Annotated in this window: 20 protein-coding genes and 1 pseudogene; 12 read left to right on the top strand and 9 right to left on the bottom strand. The window is 43.6% G+C overall.

Annotation, left to right across the window (positions count from 1 at the left end; translation table 11 throughout):
• Positions 1–373 precede the first annotated feature (373 nt).
• Both FZ952_RS09040 and FZ952_RS09045 read left to right on the top strand, forming a co-directional pair.
• On the top strand, positions 374–1,237 hold the full coding sequence (locus tag FZ952_RS09040; protein WP_148881427.1) for a helix-turn-helix domain-containing protein: 864 nt from the start codon (positions 374–376) through the stop codon (positions 1,235–1,237).
• A 78-nt stretch (positions 1,238–1,315) separates the two neighbouring features.
• Positions 1,316–2,497: an MFS transporter gene (locus FZ952_RS09045; RefSeq protein ID WP_148881428.1), complete on the top strand. Its 1,182-nt coding sequence runs from the start codon at positions 1,316–1,318 to the stop codon at positions 2,495–2,497.
• A 14-nt stretch (positions 2,498–2,511) separates the two neighbouring features.
• Here FZ952_RS09045 and FZ952_RS09050 read toward each other — a convergent pair whose 3' ends face one another.
• From FZ952_RS09050 to murT, 3 genes are read right to left on the bottom strand one after another with little or no spacing between them, the layout of a single operon-like run.
• Positions 2,512–2,769 carry a LapA family protein gene (locus FZ952_RS09050; RefSeq protein ID WP_148881429.1) on the bottom strand — a complete coding sequence of 86 codons (258 nt, stop codon included), beginning with the start codon at positions 2,767–2,769 and terminating at the stop codon, positions 2,512–2,514.
• Positions 2,770–2,786: 17 nt separating this feature from the next.
• Positions 2,787–3,572 carry a lipid II isoglutaminyl synthase subunit GatD gene (gene gatD, locus FZ952_RS09055; RefSeq protein ID WP_148881430.1) on the bottom strand — a complete coding sequence of 262 codons (786 nt, stop codon included), beginning with the start codon at positions 3,570–3,572 and terminating at the stop codon, positions 2,787–2,789.
• Entirely contained in the window at positions 3,572–4,915 is a 1,344-nt protein-coding gene (gene murT / locus FZ952_RS09060; RefSeq protein ID WP_148881431.1) for a lipid II isoglutaminyl synthase subunit MurT, read from the bottom strand. Before murT ends, gatD begins: the two co-directional genes overlap by 1 nt.
• A gap of 106 nt (positions 4,916–5,021) precedes the next feature.
• Between murT and cdaA the strand changes: the two genes are divergently transcribed.
• Genes cdaA through glmM form a run of 3 tightly spaced genes read left to right on the top strand, consistent with a single transcriptional unit; the run spans position 5,022 to position 8,006 of the window.
• Complete coding sequence (gene cdaA / locus FZ952_RS09065; protein ID WP_148881432.1) at positions 5,022–5,879, top strand: diadenylate cyclase CdaA; 858 nt, start codon at positions 5,022–5,024, stop codon at positions 5,877–5,879.
• Positions 5,866–6,624 (top strand): YbbR-like domain-containing protein, encoded by a 759-nt coding sequence (locus FZ952_RS09070; protein ID WP_148881433.1) that lies wholly within the window; start codon positions 5,866–5,868, stop codon positions 6,622–6,624. The genes cdaA and FZ952_RS09070 overlap by 14 nt, the downstream gene beginning before the upstream one ends.
• Positions 6,625–6,653: 29 nt before the next feature.
• Complete coding sequence (glmM, locus tag FZ952_RS09075) at positions 6,654–8,006, top strand: phosphoglucosamine mutase (RefSeq protein ID WP_148881434.1); 1,353 nt, start codon at positions 6,654–6,656, stop codon at positions 8,004–8,006.
• A 119-nt stretch (positions 8,007–8,125) separates the two neighbouring features.
• Here the strand turns inward: glmM and FZ952_RS09080 are convergent, their stop codons facing one another.
• From FZ952_RS09080 to FZ952_RS09095, 4 genes are read right to left on the bottom strand one after another with little or no spacing between them, the layout of a single operon-like run.
• Positions 8,126–9,361 carry an aminoacyltransferase gene (locus tag FZ952_RS09080; RefSeq protein ID WP_148881435.1) on the bottom strand — a complete coding sequence of 412 codons (1,236 nt, stop codon included), beginning with the start codon at positions 9,359–9,361 and terminating at the stop codon, positions 8,126–8,128.
• A 14-nt stretch (positions 9,362–9,375) separates the two neighbouring features.
• Positions 9,376–10,590, bottom strand: a complete 1,215-nt coding sequence (locus tag FZ952_RS09085) for an aminoacyltransferase (RefSeq protein ID WP_187423905.1) — start codon at positions 10,588–10,590, stop codon at positions 9,376–9,378.
• Positions 10,590–11,399, bottom strand: a complete 810-nt coding sequence (gene yidA / locus FZ952_RS09090; RefSeq protein ID WP_062199549.1) for a sugar-phosphatase — start codon at positions 11,397–11,399, stop codon at positions 10,590–10,592. The genes FZ952_RS09085 and yidA overlap by 1 nt, the downstream gene beginning before the upstream one ends.
• A gap of 1 nt (position 11,400) precedes the next feature.
• Entirely contained in the window at positions 11,401–12,702 is a 1,302-nt protein-coding gene (locus FZ952_RS09095; RefSeq protein WP_148881437.1) for an HD domain-containing protein, read from the bottom strand.
• Between the two features lie 117 nt (positions 12,703–12,819).
• Between FZ952_RS09095 and FZ952_RS09100 the strand changes: the two genes are divergently transcribed.
• The 3 genes from FZ952_RS09100 (at position 12,820) to FZ952_RS09110 (ending at position 16,992) form a co-directional block, all read left to right on the top strand.
• The gene (locus tag FZ952_RS09100; protein WP_187423906.1) at positions 12,820–13,224 is read left to right on the top strand and encodes a DUF1934 domain-containing protein; all 405 of its coding nucleotides are present in this window, start codon (positions 12,820–12,822) and stop codon (positions 13,222–13,224) included.
• A 191-nt stretch (positions 13,225–13,415) separates the two neighbouring features.
• Positions 13,416–16,112 (top strand): cation-translocating P-type ATPase, encoded by a 2,697-nt coding sequence (locus FZ952_RS09105; protein WP_148881439.1) that lies wholly within the window; start codon positions 13,416–13,418, stop codon positions 16,110–16,112.
• An 88-nt stretch (positions 16,113–16,200) separates the two neighbouring features.
• Entirely contained in the window at positions 16,201–16,992 is a 792-nt protein-coding gene (locus tag FZ952_RS09110; RefSeq protein WP_148881440.1) for a DUF2785 domain-containing protein, read from the top strand.
• 58 nt (positions 16,993–17,050) lie between these two features.
• On the opposite strand, the gene FZ952_RS11970 is transcribed toward FZ952_RS09110, so the two are convergent.
• On the bottom strand, positions 17,051–17,320 hold the full coding sequence (locus tag FZ952_RS11970; RefSeq protein WP_410468294.1) for a hypothetical protein: 270 nt from the start codon (positions 17,318–17,320) through the stop codon (positions 17,051–17,053).
• A 96-nt stretch (positions 17,321–17,416) separates the two neighbouring features.
• Here FZ952_RS11970 and hprK point away from each other — a divergent pair, with 96 nt between their 5' ends.
• Genes hprK through FZ952_RS09135 form a run of 4 tightly spaced genes read left to right on the top strand, consistent with a single transcriptional unit; the run spans position 17,417 to position 19,997 of the window.
• Positions 17,417–18,352: an HPr(Ser) kinase/phosphatase gene (gene hprK / locus FZ952_RS09120; RefSeq protein ID WP_037616842.1), complete on the top strand. Its 936-nt coding sequence runs from the start codon at positions 17,417–17,419 to the stop codon at positions 18,350–18,352.
• A complete protein-coding gene (gene lgt / locus FZ952_RS09125) occupies positions 18,345–19,124 on the top strand; it encodes a prolipoprotein diacylglyceryl transferase (protein ID WP_148881441.1) in 780 nt (259 codons plus the stop codon). The genes hprK and lgt overlap by 8 nt, the downstream gene beginning before the upstream one ends.
• A 12-nt stretch (positions 19,125–19,136) precedes the next feature.
• Positions 19,137–19,532 carry a DUF948 domain-containing protein gene (locus FZ952_RS09130; RefSeq protein WP_037616837.1) on the top strand — a complete coding sequence of 132 codons (396 nt, stop codon included), beginning with the start codon at positions 19,137–19,139 and terminating at the stop codon, positions 19,530–19,532.
• Positions 19,533–19,547: 15 nt separating this feature from the next.
• Complete coding sequence (locus FZ952_RS09135) at positions 19,548–19,997, top strand: YtxH domain-containing protein (protein WP_148881442.1); 450 nt, start codon at positions 19,548–19,550, stop codon at positions 19,995–19,997.
• Here the strand turns inward: FZ952_RS09135 and FZ952_RS11830 are convergent.
• A pseudogene (locus FZ952_RS11830) lies at positions 19,965–20,164 on the bottom strand (hypothetical protein). The gene FZ952_RS09135 and the pseudogene FZ952_RS11830 sit on opposite strands and share 33 nt — an antisense overlap.
• Between the last annotated feature and the right edge of the window lie 30 nt (positions 20,165–20,194).

Genomic DNA, 20,194 nt, shown 5'->3' on the forward strand with positions numbered 1-20,194 from the left:
AATGTTTCCCTGAGAGCAAAAGACGAACTTTTATATGTGTTCTGAGATTTTTTCGAGGAAAATAAAATATTCTTCATGTAATCTAAGTTCTTTTAAAGAAAAGTCAGCCCGTCAGATTTTCTGAAAAGCTATTTTGGAGCAAAATGACTCTGTCAGATTTTCGGACGGTTAGTCTGAGAGCAAATCCCGAACTTTCTATTTTCGGACGAGTTCTTTTTGTAGAATTTGCCTTTTCCGATTTTCGGCCTATAAGATTTTGACGAAATGAGGCTCGTCCGAAAGTAGAATCCGAACAAAGGGGCGGTGAAGGTAGTTTTGAAAGAAGCAACTAGGGAAGCAGAACAGCAATTAAAGGAATTGAAGTGGTAAACAAATGGAAGATTTAGGCAAAGTTTTTCGTGATTTTCGTTTAAATGGGCATTATTCTTTGAAGGAAGCGGCGGGCCAGGTCTGCTCGACCTCTCAGCTGTCTCGTTTTGAGCTGGGAGAGTCGGATATGACCCTCGCGAAATTTTTAGATCTCTTGGATAATATTCATGTGACCCTTGAAAATTTTATGGACAAGGCTCGGAATTTCCAGCAGCATGAGCACGTGGCCATGATGGGTCAGATTATCCCTCTTTACTACTCAAATGACATCAAGGGATTTCAGGACTTGCAAGCGGAGCAGTTGAAAAAGGCCAAGGCCAGCAAGGTGCCTCTTTACTATGAGCTGAATTGGATTTTGATGCAGGGCTTGATTTGTCAGCGGGACAGTCAGTTTCGCATGCGACAAGAGGATTTGGATAAGGTGGCCGATTATCTCTTTCAAGTGGAAGACTGGACCATGTATGAGCTGATCCTCTTTGGCAATCTCTATAGCTTTTACGATGTGGACTACGTCTACCGTCTGGGCAAGGAAGTCATGGAGCGGGAGGACTACTATAAAGAAATCGGTCGCCATAAGAAATTAGTCTTGATTATAGCGCTCAATTGTTACCAGCATTGTTTGGAAAGTTGTTCTTTTGACAAGGCTAGTTATTTTGAGGCTTACGTGGAGAAAATCATTGGCAAGGGCATCAAACTCTATGAACGCAATGTATTCCTCTATCTCAAGGGTTTTGCGACTTATCAGATGGGAGAGAAGAAGCAGGGAATCAAGCAAATGCAGGAAGCTATGCATATCTTTGAAGTGCTGGAACTACCTGAGCAAGTCGACTATTATCAAGAGCATTTCCATAAGTTTGTAAAAATATAATATCCCGAATATGGGAAAAACAAAGAACCTCCCTCTATTTCTGATACAATAGTTTCAGAAATGGAAGGAGGTATTTTTATGAATCGACATGCTGCACAGCTGATTACACGGGCTGCTATTAATAAAATTGGAAACATGCTTTATGACTATGGAAACAGCATCTGGCTTGCTTCTTTAGGAGCTCTGGGGCAGACGGTCTTGGGCATTTACCAGATATCGGAGCTAGTCACTTCCATCTTATTCAATCCTTTGGGTGGGGCTATTACGGATCGCTTTTCCAGACGTAAGGTACTGATGACAACGGACTTAATTTGTGCCGGGCTTTGTCTGCTGATTTCCTTTATCTCTAATGACCGACTCATGATTGGAGCGCTGATTGTTGCCAATGTGGTTCAGGCTATAGCATTTGCCTTTTCTCGGCCAGCTAATAAGTCCTACATCACTGAAATTGTGGACAAGGAAGACATCGTAGCCTATAATTCTCATCTGGAGCTGGCCTTGCAGGTTATCAGTGTCTCAGCTCCAGTTCTGTCTTTTATCGTGATGCAGTATGCAAATCTACGAATGACCCTTCAGCTAGATGCCCTTAGCTTCTTTCTGGCTTTTGCCTTGGTTTATTTTCTGCCCAATCATGAGCCAAGCAAGCAGAAGTCTCCCATCAATCTTGGAAATATCCTGAGAGATATCAAGGAAGGTTTAGTTTATATCCGTCAGCAAAAAGAAATTTTCTTTCTGCTTTTGGTAGCTTCTGCAGTTAACTTTTTCTTTGCGGCTTTTAATTATCTATTGCCTTTCACCAATCAGCTCTACGGCAAGACCGGCTCTTATGCAACTATTTTGAGTTTGGGAGCTGTAGGCTCAATCATCGGAGCTATTCTAGCTAGCAAGGTTAAGGCCAGTATGGGAAATCTTCTTGTAGCCCTGTTATTGACAGGTGTTGGAGTCGCAGTCATGGGCGTCTCTGCCTTGCTACCGGTTTATCCATATTTCTCTTATTCTGGTAATCTCATCTGCGAGCTCTTTATGACTGTTTTTAATATTCATTTCTTCAGCCAGGTTCAGACCAAGGTGGACAAGCAGTATCTAGGCCGAGTTTTCTCAACGATCTACACGCTGGCAATTCTTTTCATGCCTCCTGCGACTTTTCTGATGACGCTCCTGCCGAGTGTTCACACCCTTTCCTTCCTTCTGATTGGTTTCGGAGTGATGGGATTAGCTTTGATTTCCTACCTTTTTCAAAAGAGAATACAAAAAGACTAGGCTGGAGTTCCAACCTAGTTTTTTTTATGTGAGTTTTCAAGTACTTCCTTGGTTTTCTTAAGCTCTTTTTTCAGTGAGAAATTTTTCGTCATGCTGATGAGAAAGGTCGTGACAGAGCCTAGGAGCACTGAGACCAAAATCAATATGATTAAGGGAAGTCTGAAGCTGAACAAGATAAAGCTAACATTAACGCTCTGCATATTGGCCAAGGAAATACTGGCAACCAATAGAATGGTAATTAAAAGCAGGATATAATGCAATTTTTCTTTCATAGTGATTCTCCTGTTATTTATTCAAACTCTGCCTTGCTTTTGACATCTCCATATTCTTCTGGGATTTCTTGGGCTAGGATGTCTTCATAAGCAGCTAGTTCAACATCTGAGCCATACTTGTTTTTCAGAGCGGTGGTCACTAGACGGTAGGCCAAGTTCGCATTGCGGGACAAGATTGGACCATGGAAGTAAGAGCCAAAGACATTCTTATAGTGGACGCCCTCATTGCCGTCTTCTTGATTGTTACCATTTCCATAGACGACTTTGCCCAGTGGTTTTTCGTCGTCAGAGAGGAAAGTCCGTCCTTGGTGATTTTCAAAGCCGTAGTAGGTCTCGTTGAATTCTTCGTTATGAATCTTGATGTCACCGATATAGCGGTTTTTGGTCTGGTTGAGGGTATAGTGACCCATGATGCCCAGACCTTCGATACGTCGGCCAGAAGCTTCGATATAGTATTGGCCTAAGAGTTGGAAACCGCCACAGATAGCTAACACAACACCGTTTTCATTGATAAAGCTTTCCAAAGCTTCTTTTTTTGCTGGTAAGTCGCGGGCTACGATGGTTTGCTCATAATCTTGACCACCGCCAAAAAAGACGATGTCGTAACTGTCCTTGTCAAAGTCATCTTCTAGAGAGACAATATCGACTTGAACCCTAGCGCCTAGCTTTTCAGCCACATACTTGAGCATGAGGACATTGCCATTGTCGCCGTAGGTATTCATGAGATTGCCATAGAGGTGGGCAATTTTCACATCGTAGCGATAGTTCTGGTTTTCAGGAGAAGTGAGGGATCTGTATACCATTAGTTCATCTCCTTTCTGACCACTTGTCGATCTGCCAGTAGTTCGCGGAATTCCAGCATGGCGGTATAAGTTGCTAAGATATAGGTATGCTTGGTTTCTTGCTGCTCAATGGACTTGAAGACTGCTTCCAGATCTTTGACCTCAGTAATCTGATCTGCTGGATAGCCCGTCACCCGCAAACGGCGTGCAATCTCTGAGTGGCGGACACCGCCTGCAATGACATGAGGAATCTCCATCTCTAAAATCTTCTCAAAATCAGCATCCCAGATCCAGCTGGTATCAATGCCGTCCGCATAGTTGGCATTGAGCAGGACAGAGAGGCTAAAGTCAAAAGGTGCCAGTTCAATCATTTCCAAGGCCTGAGTAGCTCCAACCGGATTTTTAATCAAGACTAAGGTACATTCCTTATCGCCTATTTTGAAGGTTTCCTGACGGCCAAAGACAGCTCGGCTCTTGTCAAAGCCAGCCTTGATAGTAGCTGGCTCAACGCCGAAGAATTGAGCAACTGATACTGCTGCTAGAGCATTATAGATATTGTAGAGACCGCCAATATTGATCTGATAGTCCTGTCCATCAATGGTAAAGGCTGAGCGGTTGTGCTCAAGCGTCTTGAGAGCCGTCAGACTGTAATCCAGTTTAGGCCGCTTAAAGCCGCAATACTCACAGATATAAGCTCCTAGATTAGCATAGGTGTTGAGCTCGTACTTGAGGATATGCTCGCACTTAGGACAGAGGATACCCTCGGTATTATAGTGCGCCAGCTTAGCCCGGCTTTTCTCCGTGTCAAATCCATAGTAGCGGACAGGATTTTTCAGGCTGACCGAGTTAAAGAGCGGACTGTCACCATTCATCAGTACAGTCGCTTCAGGTACCTTGGCCGCTGCATCCAGAATCATCTGGTAGGTCGTGTAGATCTCACCATAGCGGTCCATCTGGTCACGGAAAATATTGGTAAAGACGAAGAGGCTGGGTTTGATATAATCACAAATCCGAGACAGGCTAGCTTCATCTATTTCCAGCACAGCGATATGTTTGCCAGATTTGCCTCTTTTAGCAGTCAGGAAGGTTGTCGTGATTCCGGTAATCATATTGGCACCGCTAGGATTGGTCACCACTTCTCCGAAGGCTTCCTTGAGAATGCCTACTGTTAGAGCTGTAGTTAGAGTTTTACCATTGGTTCCGGTAACAACCACGACCTCATAGTTCTTGGCTAGGTTTTGTAAAATGTTTTTGTCGAATGTTAGGGCAACTTTCCCTGGCAGGGTCGAGCCACGTCCCATTTTGCTGAGAACAAAGTGGGAGGACTTGCCTGCCAAGAGGCCCAATGCTGTATTTATCTTCATAAGAAATATTTTATCATAAAAAAGTAAAGAAGGTTACAGAAAAATATCATTAAAAGTGATATAATGATTGAGGACGTTTGTTTTTGAATGTGAGGACGAGTATGTAATGAATTTTCATCAGCTAACCAATCTCCAATACTGGTCTAATTTGTTTGACAGTCCTTGGAGTATTGTAATTAATATTATTGACATTGCCTTGGTAACTGGGATTTTATATTATCTTACTAAAACCATTGCCGGGACGAAGATTATGATCTTGGTTCGTGGGGTTATGATTTTTATTTTAGCCCAGATTTTGGCCAACATCATCGGTCTGACGACAATCTCTTGGTTGATCAATCAGGTCATTACCTATGGGGTGATTGCTGCCGTGGTGATTTTTTCACCAGAGATTCGGACGGGTCTTGAAAAGCTGGGGCGAGCGACCGAGATTTTCTCAGCAACCCCGATTAGCAATGAAGAAAAAATGATTCAAGCCTTTGTCAAGGCAGTTGCCTACATGAGTCCGCGTAAGATCGGTGCTCTGGTAGCCATTCAGGGAACGCGGACGCTGCAGGAGTACATTGCGACAGGGATTCCACTGGATGCGGATGTATCTGGGGAACTTTTGATTAATATTTTTATTCCCAACACGCCCCTGCATGACGGTGCTGTTATTATCAAGGATGATAAAATTGCTGTTTCTTGTGCCTATTTTCCGCTGACAGAAAGTACAGGTATTTCTAAGGAATTTGGAACCCGACACCGAGCAGCGATTGGACTTTCAGAGGTTTCGGATGCCTTCACCTTTGTTGTTTCTGAGGAAACAGGCGGTATTTCTACGACACATAATGGAGTTTTCAAGCATAATCTAACTTTAAGCGAGTTTGAATTAGAGCTGCGCAAGGTCTTTTTGTCAGATAAACAGGAGAAAAAGAATTTAAAAAACAGGTTGCTAGGAGGATGGAAGAATGAAACAAAGTAAAAAAATTCTCTATATTATCTCCTCTTTATTCTTTGCTATAGTTTTATTTGTTTATGCGACATCCAGTAGTTTTCAAAATAGTATCAGTATCCGGCAAATAACTTCAGAAACCTACAGCAATACAATTTCGAATGTGCCGATTGATATCAAATACGACAGTGAACGCTATTTTATCAGTGGATTTACCTCAGAAGCCACAGTTGTTTTAACCGGGGCAAATAGGGTTAGCTTGAGCAGTGAAATGCAAGAGAGCACACGGAAGTTTCGTGTGGTGGCTGATTTATCCAATGCAACCGAAGGGACAGTGGAGGCTCAGCTAAAAGTGGAAAATCTGCCAAGCGGCCTGTCTGCAACAGTCAATCCGCAAAAGATTTCGGTCAAGATAGGGCAGAAAGCAAGTAAGAAAGTAGCCGTTCGTCACCTGATTACCAATAGTCAGGTAGCTGAAAATGTCTCCATCACGAATGTTGCTCTTGAAGACACAGAAGTAACGGTGACAAGTGATGCAGAGACTTTAGATAATATTGAGTATGTAGCGGCGATTTTACCGTCAAATGTTACGATTTCAGGAAACTACAGTGGTATGGTGCCGCTCCAGGCTGTTGATGCCAACGGAAACGTCATGCCTAGTGTTGTGACACCATTTGAAACAACCATAAAAGTAATCACAAAAACAAAAAATTCAAACTCGTCATCCAGTTCGAAATCTGGCTCAAGTTCGAGTTCGACTTCATCAAGCAAGTAAAGTAAAATTTGAAAGGAAATTTTTATAAAATGGGTAAATATTTTGGAACCGATGGTGTTCGTGGAGAAGCAAATGTAGAATTAACGCCAGAATTGGCTTTTAAGTTAGGTCGTTTTGGGGGCTACGTTCTAAGCCAACACGAAAGTGAAGTGCCTCGGGTCTTTGTCGGCCGTGATACGCGTATCTCAGGAGAAATGCTGGAGAACGCATTGATTGCGGGGTTGTTATCAGTCGGTATTCATGTTTATAAGCTTGGTGTGATTGCCACTCCGGGCGTGGCTTACTTGGTCAAGTCAGAGAAGGCCAGCGCTGGTGTCATGATTTCTGCCAGCCACAATCCTGCTCTTGACAACGGCATCAAATTCTTTGGTGGTGATGGATACAAATTGGATGATGAACGCGAACTCGAAATCGAAGCTCTGCTAGACGCCGAAGAGGATACGCTTCCGCGTCCAAGTGCAGAAGGTCTGGGAAGATTGATGGATTATCCAGAAGGCTTGCGGAAATATCAACAATATCTAGTTTCAACTGGTTTAGAGCTAGAAGGCTTGCATGTTGCCCTTGATACGGCAAATGGCGCAGCTTCAACCAGTGCCCGGCAAGTTTTTGCAGACTTGGGAGCCCAGTTGACAGTTATTGGGGAAAGCCCAGATGGTCTTAACATTAACTTAAACGTTGGCTCTACACATCCAGAAGCCTTGCAAGAAACAGTCCGTGAATCGGGAGCTGCGATTGGACTTGCTTTTGATGGGGACAGTGATCGTCTGATTGCTGTTGATGAAAATGGAGATATTGTAGATGGTGACAAGATTATGTATATCATTGGTAAATATCTTTCAGGGAAAGGTCAATTAGCCCACAATACGATTGTAACAACTGTTATGTCTAATCTTGGTTTCCACAAAGCCTTGGATCGCGAAGGAATCAATAAAGCGGTGACCGCTGTCGGCGACCGCTATGTGGTAGAAGAAATGCGGAAATCAGGCTACAATTTAGGCGGCGAGCAGTCTGGACATGTCATTATCATGAATTATAATACTACTGGGGATGGTCAATTGTCAGCGGTGCAATTAACAAAAGTGATGAAAGAAACTGGCAAGAGCTTATCTGAATTAGCTGCAGAAGTGACGATTTACCCACAAAAATTGGTCAATATCCGCGTCGAAAATGCCATGAAAGATAAGTCTATGGAAGTTCCTGCTATCAGAGAGATTATTGAAAAGATGGAAACTGAGATGGCAGGAAATGGCCGCATCCTTGTCCGCCCAAGTGGAACAGAGCCCCTTCTACGTGTCATGGCTGAAGCTCCAACTCATGAAGAAGTGGATTATTATGTCGATACGATTGCGGACGTCGTACGTGCCGAGATTGGCATTGAATAATTAAGTTCGGATTTAATTTCATAAATATATTAGTGGGGAAGAAAAAGGCTTGAGATCAACTGATTTCAAGCCTTTTCTATGGAAAAGAAATCGGAGTATGAATAGAGAATCCCTTCTTTTTAACGCCTTAGCATTTTTTTAATTAAGCTAAGGATTTTAAACTTAAGAGGGTTTGGGTAGTAGCGGAAAGTTCCCATTTTTCGGACGATGAAGCCATTGAAGTTCTGCTTGAAGCGCAGAACGCCGTCAGATCCGTCGAAAATACCCATGATTCCGAGAAAATTATAAAACGGAATGCCTCTCTTGATGCTTTCGGTCATGACATATTCCTGCAGCAGGGCTGGAGCGTAGAATTTATTAAACTCAGGATAGGAGCCGCTGAAAAGATAGGTGGCTTCCTGGGGAGTATAGATAAAGAGGCTGGCAGCCAGGATTTGGTCTTGGTCGCCGTACTTATCAATCAGTTCTTGGGCTTCTGCTTTGCGGGTTTCAAAGCTATCAAACTGGCTGGAAAGCTCTCGCAGCTGATTTTGCTTCTTTTCAGATTGAGGATTTTTTTCCAAGTCTGCTTGCAGTTTCTGAATTTTCTGGCCCAGTTTCTCTTGATCTTTTTGTAAGTTGTAAAGATAGTCCTGGAAGTTAAGGCTGGCTGTCATAAAGTCCGCCTGCTGACCAAAGCTATCATAAAAATCTTGATAGTAGTCCAGTGACTTGTCATCATATTCCCGCCGGTCAGAAGTGGCAGCTGTGATGTCTTTAAAAATGCTAAGTTGGTCGCGTTTCAGTCTTTTAAGCTTGATACCAAAAGTATTGGCCTTTTTGACTGTTGCCTTGCCGTTTTTGCTGAAGGATTTGAGCAAATCTTTCTCCGTCAGACCAGCTAAGTCTTTGACATAGTGCCAATCAGGCTCCCCACCCGGATAGCCCGTCTGAAGACCGTCAAAGGAAAAGCCTAAGTCAGTCAGTTGCTGGATAAGCTCGACTTTTTCATCAGATGTGGGCTGGCCATTGCTGTCAAAGGTCTGATAAGTCTCGTAGGGCTTGATGATGAGCTCTAGAGCGCCTTCTTTTTTAGCATAGGCCTGCAAAGCTTGATAGAAGGGAGTCAGATATTGAGCATCGGTAGAGACAGGGCCGCAGTTGATTTCCATATGAAGACCGCCAGTCATAGGCATACTGTAGAGGACGGCTGACACCGCTACCTGTCCCTGCGGATTAGTATAGCCCACATACTGGGTGCTGAAGCCACGCTTACTCAGCAGCTCTGCCATTTCCACTGTCTGCATAAAAGAGCGTTGGGAGCTAGCTGAGGTATGCTGGATGAATTCTTCTTGGCTGAGAAGTTTAAAGGTCATAAGCTTCCTTTCTTTTAATGCTTGCTGCGCAGTTTCTTTCTGAGAGTGTAGGCCAGATTGGAGAGGTGATAAAGGGGATTGGTCGGGAGGTTAAACTCACCAGCGAATTCTTCAATGGTCGGATTGAACTTGGATTTAAAGCTGTAGAGGCCGCCCTTGAGGTCGTTTTCGATTCCGCCCATATTTTGCCAATCCGCTCCGCGCTCAAAAGCATGTTTGGCCGTTTCGTACCAAGTGATGATGGCTGGCTGATAACGACGGTACTCCTCGTCCATTCCGGCATAGATATTTTCAGAAGTCTTGCCGTATTCTAAGACCAAGGTGCCAGACAGGGGAACGACTGCAGCACCTTGGCTGATTTTGTCCTGCAGAAAGTCAATTTCTTCTTGGAGGCGTTTCTGTTCTTGCTGGTTATTCTCAATCTTGCCGGGCTTGGTTTTCTCGGTAAATTTCTCTGCTTCTTTAAGTGCCTTGGTCAGCTGAGCCTGCAAGTCTTCCAAGCGTGCCTTTAGATCAATGCTGGACAAGGTGATGTAGGAGTGCTCAGGATAAGTATCCAAGAGTTTTTGGTAATAGTCTTTGCCTCGCAGATGAATGTTTTTTCTATTTTCCGTTTTCTTCATCAGGCCTGAAAAGTCATCCAGTAATTCTGCTCCACCAAATTGGATTTGAATGCCTTTATTACGGGCTGTACGAATAGCCTGACGTGTGCTTTTAGAAAGCAGTTCCTCACTAAAATCTTCTTTATGTATATTGGCCTGCAAGCGAGGCTGGATGGTTTCATCCAGAGACTCGGTCCGTCCGACCCAGACAGCTCCTGCTTGCTGCAGTTCTTGAATCAGCTCAATCGTCTCTGCTTTGTCTTGCAATGGTCCGCCCATCTTGCTTTCTGCCAGAAAGAGGCTGGGATCAAACTTGACAAAGAGCGCTTTTTTCTCCTTGGCGAACTTCTTGAGCGATGCCAAAACAAAGGTCAGCAGCTCCTTGTTACTATAGTCCATGATGGGACCGCGCGGGATATAAAGCATGGTCATCCCCAAGGGCAGTGGTTTGATCAGGACACTGGCTGCAGCAACCAAGTGGCCGTCTTTATAGAAGCCCAAGCGCTCATTTCCCCAGTTGTCCTTGATTTGAGCCCAGGCTGCACTCTGCAGGAGATTGGCCTGCGGATGAGCCGTGACAAAATCGTCGTGTTCCTGAGCTGAAATTCCAATTTTGTAGCTGTACATTATTTTAAAACCCACTCTCTAATAGCGTGTGCTACGCCGGATTCTTCGTTCGACTTGGTGATGTATTTGGCGATTTTCTTGAGTTCCTCCCTGCCGTTTTCCATGACAACAGGAGAGCCGACTGCTTCCAGCATGGCGCGGTCATTTTCTTCATCACCGATAGCCATGGTCTGCTCCTTGCTCAAGCCAAGTTTTTCAGCCAGATGAAGGATAGCAGCCCCTTTATTGACAGTCTTTTTGACAATTTCCAGATAGAAAGGAGCTGACTTAACCAGTGTATATTTTTCGGCTAATTCTGGTGGCAGCTTAGCAATGGCTGCATCCAGAATTTCCGGTTCATCAATATACATGCACTTGACGATTTCTTTATCAGTCATTTCCTCAGGTGTGCGGTAGTAGACGGGCATGTTGACTAAGCTAGATTCATAGACCGTGTATTTTCCAATATTGCGGTTAGCTGTATAGATGCCGTCCTTGGTGATGGCATGCATGTGAACGCCTAATTTTCGTCCGAGCAGCTCGATATCCAGATAGTCGTCATAAGACAGTGTTTCTTTGATCAATTCTTCGCCTGTGACAGTATCCTGCACCAGTCCGCCGTTGAAGGTCACGACATAGTTGTCCGGCTGATTAAGCTTCAGGTCTTCCAGCAGTTTTTGGACACCGGGAATCGGACGGCCAGTTGCAATGACGATTTTGACACCGGCAGCTTTGGCATCCTGAACAGCGCTGAATACTTCAGGAGTGATTTCTCGTTTGTTATTTAAAAGGGTACCGTCAATGTCAACGGCAACTAATTTGATAGACATATTATTCTCCGTAGGTAAATTGGTCGTTTTTGATATAGTGCATAAAGGTCTGGTTTTTCTCGCTGAAAAGCCCAGTCTCTGCCAGCATTTCCTTAGGAAAGTAAAAGCGGTTATCGCCCTGTCTAGTCCCAGCTAGCGAATGGACGATAGGAGACAGGCTGGACAGTTCTGCTAAGCTACCATCTTTTTGTAGGATTTCAATCTGGGTCCGAGGTTTTTCAACGTCGGGTCGGTAGAAATCATAAGGTAAATCAAAATTACGATGGATAGAAGTATAGTAATCAGGATCAAAGCCAACTTGTCCAACAAGGTCTCGCATGATATCCAAATGCGCTTCGTTTTCTTGAGAAAAGACGATAGACTTAAAGACCTTGCGGTTGATAAAGCGTTGAGCCAAGTCAGATAAAATCTTGTCTGGACTCGTCATCCAAACTTGGAAATAGGTATTCATGACACCATCATCCAAGGCCAGATAATCCTGCAGGGTCACCCTGTTTTCAAAGAATGGAATGAGGTTGGGTGATGACAAGGCAAAATAATCCTTCTGAGTTGGATAGAGAAACTTAGCCCTCTTGAGCAGATTTTGCAGTAAGACTTCCATAGCCCGGCTGGCTGGATGGAAATAGACCTGCATGTACATCTGGTAGCGACTGACGACATAGTCCTCCACCGCGTGCATGCCATTGCGCTTGAAGGCGATGCCGTTTTCTACTGGACAGATCACTCGCAGAATCCGAGTCAAATCGAATTGCCCATAGGAAGCGCCGGTGAAAAAGGAGTCTCGTAAGAGATAGTCCATCCGATCCACATCAATCTGGCTGGAAATCAGCTGAACCACTTGCTTATTAGGATAGGTATGATTGATGACGCTGGCTACCTTTTCTGGGAAATCAGGTGAAACCTGCACCAGTGCCTGATGAATCTCAGTCTCTGGACTGGTGATGATTTGCCGTGTGATGTCCTCATGATTGGTATCAAAGAGGCGCTCAAAAGTATGTGAATAGGCGCCGTGTCCCAAGTCATGCAGAAGAGCAGCCGTCATGGTCAGTAGGCTCTCGTGACTGTCCCAGACATTACTGTATTTTTCATTAAAAATATCGGTGATGCGCCGGGCGATCTCATAGGCTCCCAGACAATGCGAAAAACGGCTGTGCTCCCCGCCGTGGAAAGTATAGCCGGAAGTACCCAACTGTTTGATGCGGCGCAGCCGTTGAAATTCTTTGGTATTGATTAAATCATAAATGACCTGATGATCCACATGAACATAATTATGGACTGGGTCTCGAAATACTTTTTCAACCATAGTCCTATTATATCATAAATGCTCAGCGGACGAAATTCAAAGGGTGAGGTAGAAAGGGAGAATTCTAAAGAAATTTTTGATAAAATAGAGAAAGGAAAAAAGAAATGTGAGACAATAATGAAAATTAGAATGAGAAATCAAATCAAACTAGATGATCAAATAGAGTTGATTGACCAAATCTATGATGTAGAATGGACACAAAAAGGTGACTATCACTACTTGCTCTATAAGAATGAGGAGAAGGAGAAGGTAGTTTTGAAATTTAATGCCGATAAGCTGACCATGACCCGTTTTTCCAAGCCCAAGTCCATATTATCCTTTGTCAAAGATAGTCAGCATTTTGTGGCGATTCCAACACCGCTGGGGGCTCAACAGTTTGTGACAGACACTCAGCATTATCACTTAGATGTCGAAAATCAGGCTTTGGAACTCCACTATGATTTAAAAAGAGCCGATGATGACCAGCTCTTCGCTTCCTATCAGATGAAAATCGAATGGAAAGAAGAAAAAATTGAAAACTAGCTGCTCCGCCTTGAAAATTACAAGAATTTTGGTATAATAAATACACTCAAGGGAGTAGCTAACGGTCACACCGTTACAAGGTCGTCAATACGAAAGAAATTTCCGGCCTTGTATGAAATAGCGAGACTTGTTAATTAACAGGTCTCTTTTTTGTTTATTTTGAAAGAGGCCCATCAAAAGGAGGAGACATTTTGTCAAAAGAACAAAAGCGTCAAGCTTTTTATACTCAAAGTCCTGAGGAAGTTTTGCAAGCAATGGAAGCTTCCGAACAAGGATTGACCAGCAGCCAAGCCCAGCAACGTTTGGCGGACTACGGCCGTAATGAATTGGAAGAAGGAGAGAAAAAGACTCTCTTGATGAAATTCATTGAGCAGTTCAAGGATTTGATGATCATCATCCTGTTGGTAGCGGCTGTCTTGTCTGTTGTGACGTCAGGTGGTGAGGATATTGCAGATGCCTTGATTATCCTAGCAGTTGTGGTCATTAACGCTATCTTTGGTGTTTATCAGGAAGGTAAGGCTGAAGAAGCCATTGAGGCTCTCAAGTCCATGTCAAGCCCAGCAGCGCGTGTACTGCGTGACGGTCATGTCACTGAATTGGACTCCAAAGAATTAGTGCCTGGTGATGTCGTCAGATTGGAAGCTGGAGATGTCGTCCCAGCAGATATGCGACTGTTGGAAGCTAATTCTCTGAAAATCGAAGAAGCAGCTCTGACAGGTGAGTCTGTGCCAGTTGAGAAAGATTTGACTGTCGAAGTAGCTGCAGATGCTGGTATCGGCGACCGTGTCAACATGGCCTTCCAAAACTCCAATGTCACTTATGGCCGAGGAGTAGGGGTTGTTGTCAATACAGGGATGTATACGGAAGTAGGCCACATCGCAGGTATGTTGCAGGATGCGGATGAAACGGACACACCGCTCAAGCAAAATCTTAATAGTCTGTCTAAGGTTCTGACCTATGCTATCTTGGTGATTGCTGCGGTGACCTTTGTAGTCGGTGTCTTCATTCAAGGGAAAAATCCACTGGATGAGCTGATGACCTCTGTAGCTTTGGCAGTGGCGGCTATTCCAGAAGGTCTGCCTGCTATCGTTACCATCGTGTTGGCTTTGGGAACTCAGGTTCTGGCTAAGCGGAATTCTATTGTCCGTAAGCTTCCTGCTGTTGAGACTTTAGGATCAACTGAGATTATCGCTTCAGATAAGACCGGTACCCTGACCATGAATAAGATGACGGTCGAAAAAGTCTTTTACGATGGAGTCCTGAATGAAGCTGGCCAAGATATTGAACTTGGTTTGGAGCTGCCGCTCTTACGTTCAGTTGTCTTAGCCAATGATACCAAGATTGACCAAGAAGGAAAGCTGATTGGTGACCCAACAGAAACAGCCTTCATCCAGTATGCCTTGGACAAGGGCTATGATGTTAAAGGATTTTTAGAGAAGTATCCTCGTGTAGCTGAGCTGCCATTTGACTCAGACCGTAAGCTCATGTCTACTGTTCACCCATTGCCAAACGGGAAATTCCTAGTGGCAGTTAAGGGAGCTCCTGACCAACTCTTGAAACGTTGTGTTTCTCGCGATAAGGCTGGAGATGTTGCAGAGATTGATGATGCTACTTCACAGCTGATTAAGTCTAACAACTCAGACATGGCTCACCAAGCTCTGCGTGTGCTAGCTGGTGCCTACAAGATTATTGATGCAGTTCCGGCTGACTTAACTTCTGAAAATCTGGAAAATGATTTAATCTTTACAGGCTTAATCGGTATGATTGACCCTGAACGTGCAGAAGCAGCAGAAGCTGTTCGTGTCGCTAAAGAAGCGGGAATCCGTCCGATTATGATTACCGGTGACCACCAAGATACAGCTGAAGCGATTGCTAAGCGCTTGGGAATAATCGAAGTAGGAGATACAGAAGACCATGTTCTGACTGGTGCTGAGCTCAACGAGCTTTCAGATGCAGAATTCGAAAAAGTGGTTGGCCAATACTCTGTTTATGCGCGGGTTTCTCCTGAGCATAAGGTTCGTATCGTGAAAGCTTGGCAAAACCAAGGTAAGGTCGTTGCCATGACAGGTGACGGTGTTAATGATGCACCAGCTCTGAAAACAGCCGATATCGGTATCGGTATGGGAATCACCGGTACAGAGGTTTCTAAGGGAGCTTCTGATATGATTCTGGCGGATGATAACTTTGCGACCATTATCGTCGCCGTAGAAGAAGGACGTAAGGTCTTCTCAAACATTCAAAAGACCATCCAGTATCTCCTTTCAGCTAATACAGCTGAAGTGCTGACCATCTTCCTAGCTACCTTGTTTGGTTGGGATGTCTTGCAACCAGTTCACCTGCTTTGGATTAACTTGGTAACGGATACTTTCCCAGCTATTGCTCTGGGGGTTGAACCTGCTGAGCCAGGCGTCATGACTCACAAACCTCGTGGCCGTAAGTCTAGCTTCTTCTCTGGTGGTGTCATGAGTTCCATCATCTACCAAGGATTGCTGCAAGGTGCTCTCGTTCTGTCCGTCTATGGCTATGCTATTGCCAATCCTGTTCATATCGGCGATGTAAAAGCGATTCATGCGGATGCCCTTACCATGGCCTTTGCGACTCTGGGGCTCATCCAGCTCTTCCATGCTTACAATGTAAAATCTGTTTACCAATCTATCTTTACAGTTGGTCCATTCAAGTCTAAGACCTTCAACTGGTCTATTCTGGTTTCTTTCATCCTCTTGATTTCAACCATTGTGATTGATCCGCTGGAAAAGATTTTCCATGTGACCAAGTTAGATTTGACCCAATGGACGGTTGTCCTAGTCGGCAGTTTCTCTATGATTGTCATTGTTGAGATTGTCAAGTTCATCCAACGTAAATTAGGTATGGACAAAAATGCTATTTAACAGCAAAAAGTCATCTTCGGATGGCTTTTTTGCGTACAAGGCGGTATAATCAAATTCAAAGAAAGCAACCCGAAAGGACCGTGAAAATATGTATCAAAATTTACGAAAGAAGTTGGAAGAAGCTTCTCCTTTATATTATGAGGAAGAAATCTTATGGTTACTGGATCATATTGGTCATCCAGAAGCTGCAATCCGTGATGAGTTAGTCTTTTCGTCCTTAGCAAGGGGACTTCAGGCTGACCTGTTTTCAGTTGAACAGTTCCACTTCTTGGCTCAAGAAGCAGTCAAAAGACAAGGACTTTTTTACAAGAGTGACGAAAATGGTCAAGCCACCTTAACACGTTCCTTCACGGCTTTACTTTATGCTAATCTCTTAAACTGTGATGGTAATCCAGACTCTTCGTATTATCAGGCTTTATCAGTGCAAGGAAGAAAATATTTACTAGATAAGGGGCTAACCTACTTATCAGTAGAAAGAGACACAAGGGGTTACTCCAGGAAATACGGTTGGGTTCATGCCTTCGCACATGGAGCAGACTTATTGACAGAAGTGGTTTGTCATCCGGCCTTTCCCTCCAGTAGGATGCCAGAGGTTTTAGAGGTCATTCATCAAGTTTTTAAAAAAATTTCAGTCCGTTTCGGAAATGATGAAGATTGGCGCTTAGCCCAGGTGCTCTATCAAGCTGTCTTAAAAGAAAAAATGTCGCAGCATGAACTTAGACTTTGGCTTCAATCACAGAGTTTTCCATTGGAAAACAACCAAGATTTCATTGCTTTTTCCAATTTTCGCTCCTGTTTATTAGAAGTCTATGTACAGTTGGACAGCAAAAAACAGCTCTCAGATGAGCTAAAAACTGTCATTCAACATTTCCATTACTGAACTTCAATTACTGTTAAGCATCTCGCAGATCGTCTGCCAGATGTTTTTTCTTATAGTCTCAAAATTCGGCTAAATCTTTAACAGCATTATAACGCTTGTGCAGGCGGTACATCTGGGGAATCTCATACTGAGGAAAGTCATTAAAAAAGTTCCGAGTCAACTCCCTTTCACAGCTGTAGCCCAGAGGCCGCAGGTGGCAGGGGAAGGTGTCAATTGTATACATAGAGTGACGATGGTGGAGAAGGTCATAATAAAAGTCTTGATAGCGAACAAAATGCAGGGCAGTGGTAGGCAGACTTCTAGTTGATTTTTGAGCATTAAATTGCATGAATACTGTATTTCCCTTTGAAAATGTCTCCTTAAATCCGCTCTTACCCTAAAAATTTGTTATAATAGAGAAAGAAAGATTTGAAGGGAGAAACTGATGTCTGTAAAGGTCAAAGACCTATTAAATAAAGTACGGCTTCATCTGATATACGGAGATGAAAATCTCTTAGAAAAAGAAATTCAGACTTCTGACATTTCTCGTCCAGGACTTGAAATGACGGGCTATTTTGATTACTACACACCTGAGCGTATTCAGCTAATCGGAATGAAAGAATGGTCTTATCTGATGAAGATGACCTCGCACAATCGTTATCAAGTGCTTTTGAAAATGTTTCAGCCTGAAACGCCTGTGGTTATTATTGCGAGAAAACTTGAAATTCCCGAGGAAATGCTCCAAGCTGCAGAAGAAAATAAGGTTGCTATCCTTAGAAGTAAGACACCTACCAGTCGCTTATCTGGTGAAATATCTAGTTATCTGGATTCACGCTTGGCAGAACGGACCAGCGTCCATGGGGTTCTGATGGATATCTATGGTATGGGAGTACTGATACAGGGGGACAGTGGAATCGGTAAGAGCGAGACTGGCCTTGAACTTGTCAAACGAGGCCATCGTCTAGTTGCGGATGACCGAGTGGACATCTATGCCAAGGATGAGATGACCCTCTGGGGAGAGCCTGCTGAGATTCTGCGCCATCTTCTGGAAATCCGAGGAGTTGGGATTATCGATGTCATGAGTCTATATGGCGCCAGCGCGGTCAAGGATTCATCACAGGTTCAGATTGCGGTTTATCTGGAAAATTATGACTCACATAAAGCATTTGACCGTTTAGGAAATAACGCCGAGGAACTGGAAATTGCAGGGGTTGGTATTCCGCGTATCCGTATTCCTGTTAAGACTGGGCGTAATATTTCCGTTGTCATTGAAGCGGCAGCGATGAACTATCGGGCTAAGGAAATGGGCTTTGATGCCACTAAGATTTTTGAGGAACGCTTGACTAATCTGATTAGCCAGAATGAGGTGACAGATGCTTGATCCAGTAGCCTTTACAGTAGGTCCCTTCAGCATCCGTTGGTACGCTCTTTGTATTGTCAGCGGCTTGATTTTAGCAGTCTACTTAGCTATGAAGGAAGCTCCACGCAAGAAAATGATCCCAGATGATATTATAGACTTTATCCTGATTGCCTTTCCTTTGGCTATCCTTGGAGCGCGGCTTTACTATGTGATTTTTGAATGGTCTTATTATAGCAAGCAGCCTCTGATTGAGATTTTTCAGATTTGGAATGGTGGCTTGGCCATCTACGGCGGTTTGATAACCGGCGCCCTAGTCCTCTATTTCTTTTCACAGAGAAGGCTGATCAATCCCGTTGATTTTCTGGATATTGCGGCACCCAGTGTCCTGATTGCCCAGAGTATCGGCCGTTGGGGTAATTTCTTTAACCAAGAAGCCTATGGAGCAGCGGTCAAGAATCTCAACTACCTGCCATCCTTTATTCGGAATAATATGTATATAGACGGAGCTTATCGTCAGCCGACCTTTTTATACGAATCCGTTTGGAATTTACTTGGCTTTGTCTTGATACTGATCTTACGACGTAGGTCCAAATTTTTCCGTCAGGGAGAGCTGGCAGCCTTTTATTTGATTTGGTACGGCTTTGGTCGGATGATTATTGAGGGTATGCGGACCGACAGTCTCATGTTCCTAGGTGTTCGTGTATCTCAGTGGCTGTCTGTTGCCCTGATTTTACTGGGCCTGGGCATTATCATTTATCAGAGAAAAAAACAAGCCCCCTATTATCAAGAATGAGAGGAGAAAACTATGCTTGAAATTGCTTATACTTTAGTTGCTGTCGCATTGATTGTCTTTCTAATATACATGACAATCACCGTCAAAACTCTCGGCGATAAGGCTGGAAAAATGCTAGATGAGACAGAAAATACCATCAAAGTTTTGACTTCGGATGTCAATGTAACTCTGCATCAAACCAATGATTTACTGGCCAAGGTCAACGTTCTAACAGATGATATAAACCAAAAGGTCGCGACCATTGACCCGCTATTTACGGCAGTTGCAGATCTGTCTGAGTCTGTATCTGACTTGAATGATCAGGCTCGCACACTGAGCAAGAAGGCTGTTGCAGCCGGAAAAGGAACTGCGAAAACAACTGCAGGTTTAACTGCTCTTCGTTTTGCATCAAAATTATTCAAAAAATAAGAAAGTAGGTTTATTATGGGAAAAATTTCATCACTTTTGTTAGGTGCCGTTTCTGGTGCAGCAGCAGCGTACTTTCTGACCAGTAAAAAGGGAAAAGAAGTTACGGAAAAAGTACAAGATTTTGTCAGTGATTATCGGGAAAATCCAGACAAGACACATGAGATAGTCGTCCAGTCAGTGAAAGATTTTTCTGACCAAGCTGTGAAGACCATCAACCAAACCAAAGAGAAGGTCGAAAAAGGTGAAATCACAGCCGAAACAGTGTTAGAATCTGTAAAAGATACAACTAAATCAGTGGTAGACTACTCACAGGATAAATTCCAAGAAATCAAAGAGAAATTTGAAAAAGAAGAGCAAATTTTTGAGGAAGAAGTCTTTGAAATGCCAACTGAAGAAGAGGAAATAACTCCTTCAGAAGAGATTATCATTGATTTAGAAACAGAAGCAAAAGAGAATGAGAAATAAAAAATGAGTCTGGGACAATAGTCCCTTTGCTACAAAAAAAGCAACGGATTTGCCGTTGCTTTTTGCATGATTGCGATAGTCTTGCTAAAATAGAATTGCTCAATAAACCATTTAGAGAGGCTATTCCATGCACATTCACTATAACACAAATCAAACGACTTTACCACTAGAACTTGCTTGCATTTTACCACAAGATC

Origin of the sequence: Streptococcus sp. Marseille-P7376, assembly GCF_902460385.1 — a bacterium.
GTDB classification, from domain to species: domain Bacteria; phylum Bacillota; class Bacilli; order Lactobacillales; family Streptococcaceae; genus Streptococcus; species Streptococcus sinensis.

Excerpts from the sequence above, each read along its gene's own strand:
- FZ952_RS09040 (WP_148881427.1), top strand. The coding sequence starts at position 374 with ATGGAAGATTTAGGCAAAGTTTTTCGTGATTTTCGTTTAAATGGGCAT.
- FZ952_RS09045 (WP_148881428.1), top strand. The coding sequence starts at position 1,316 with ATGAATCGACATGCTGCACAGCTGATTACACGGGCTGCTATTAATAAA.
- FZ952_RS09050 (WP_148881429.1), bottom strand. The coding sequence starts at position 2,769 with ATGAAAGAAAAATTGCATTATATCCTGCTTTTAATTACCATTCTATTG.
- gatD (WP_148881430.1), bottom strand. The coding sequence starts at position 3,572 with ATGGTATACAGATCCCTCACTTCTCCTGAAAACCAGAACTATCGCTAC.
- murT (WP_148881431.1), bottom strand. The coding sequence starts at position 4,915 with ATGAAGATAAATACAGCATTGGGCCTCTTGGCAGGCAAGTCCTCCCAC.
- cdaA (WP_148881432.1), top strand. The coding sequence starts at position 5,022 with ATGAATTTTCATCAGCTAACCAATCTCCAATACTGGTCTAATTTGTTT.
- FZ952_RS09070 (WP_148881433.1), top strand. The coding sequence starts at position 5,866 with ATGAAACAAAGTAAAAAAATTCTCTATATTATCTCCTCTTTATTCTTT.
- glmM (WP_148881434.1), top strand. The coding sequence starts at position 6,654 with ATGGGTAAATATTTTGGAACCGATGGTGTTCGTGGAGAAGCAAATGTA.
- FZ952_RS09080 (WP_148881435.1), bottom strand. The coding sequence starts at position 9,361 with ATGACCTTTAAACTTCTCAGCCAAGAAGAATTCATCCAGCATACCTCA.
- FZ952_RS09085 (WP_187423905.1), bottom strand. The coding sequence starts at position 10,590 with ATGTACAGCTACAAAATTGGAATTTCAGCTCAGGAACACGACGATTTT.
- yidA (WP_062199549.1), bottom strand. The coding sequence starts at position 11,399 with ATGTCTATCAAATTAGTTGCCGTTGACATTGACGGTACCCTTTTAAAT.
- FZ952_RS09095 (WP_148881437.1), bottom strand. The coding sequence starts at position 12,702 with ATGGTTGAAAAAGTATTTCGAGACCCAGTCCATAATTATGTTCATGTG.
- FZ952_RS09100 (WP_187423906.1), top strand. The coding sequence starts at position 12,820 with ATGAAAATTAGAATGAGAAATCAAATCAAACTAGATGATCAAATAGAG.
- FZ952_RS09110 (WP_148881440.1), top strand. The coding sequence starts at position 16,201 with ATGTATCAAAATTTACGAAAGAAGTTGGAAGAAGCTTCTCCTTTATAT.
- FZ952_RS11970 (WP_410468294.1), bottom strand. The coding sequence starts at position 17,320 with ATGCAATTTAATGCTCAAAAATCAACTAGAAGTCTGCCTACCACTGCC.
- hprK (WP_037616842.1), top strand. The coding sequence starts at position 17,417 with ATGTCTGTAAAGGTCAAAGACCTATTAAATAAAGTACGGCTTCATCTG.
- lgt (WP_148881441.1), top strand. The coding sequence starts at position 18,345 with ATGCTTGATCCAGTAGCCTTTACAGTAGGTCCCTTCAGCATCCGTTGG.
- FZ952_RS09130 (WP_037616837.1), top strand. The coding sequence starts at position 19,137 with ATGCTTGAAATTGCTTATACTTTAGTTGCTGTCGCATTGATTGTCTTT.
- FZ952_RS09135 (WP_148881442.1), top strand. The coding sequence starts at position 19,548 with ATGGGAAAAATTTCATCACTTTTGTTAGGTGCCGTTTCTGGTGCAGCA.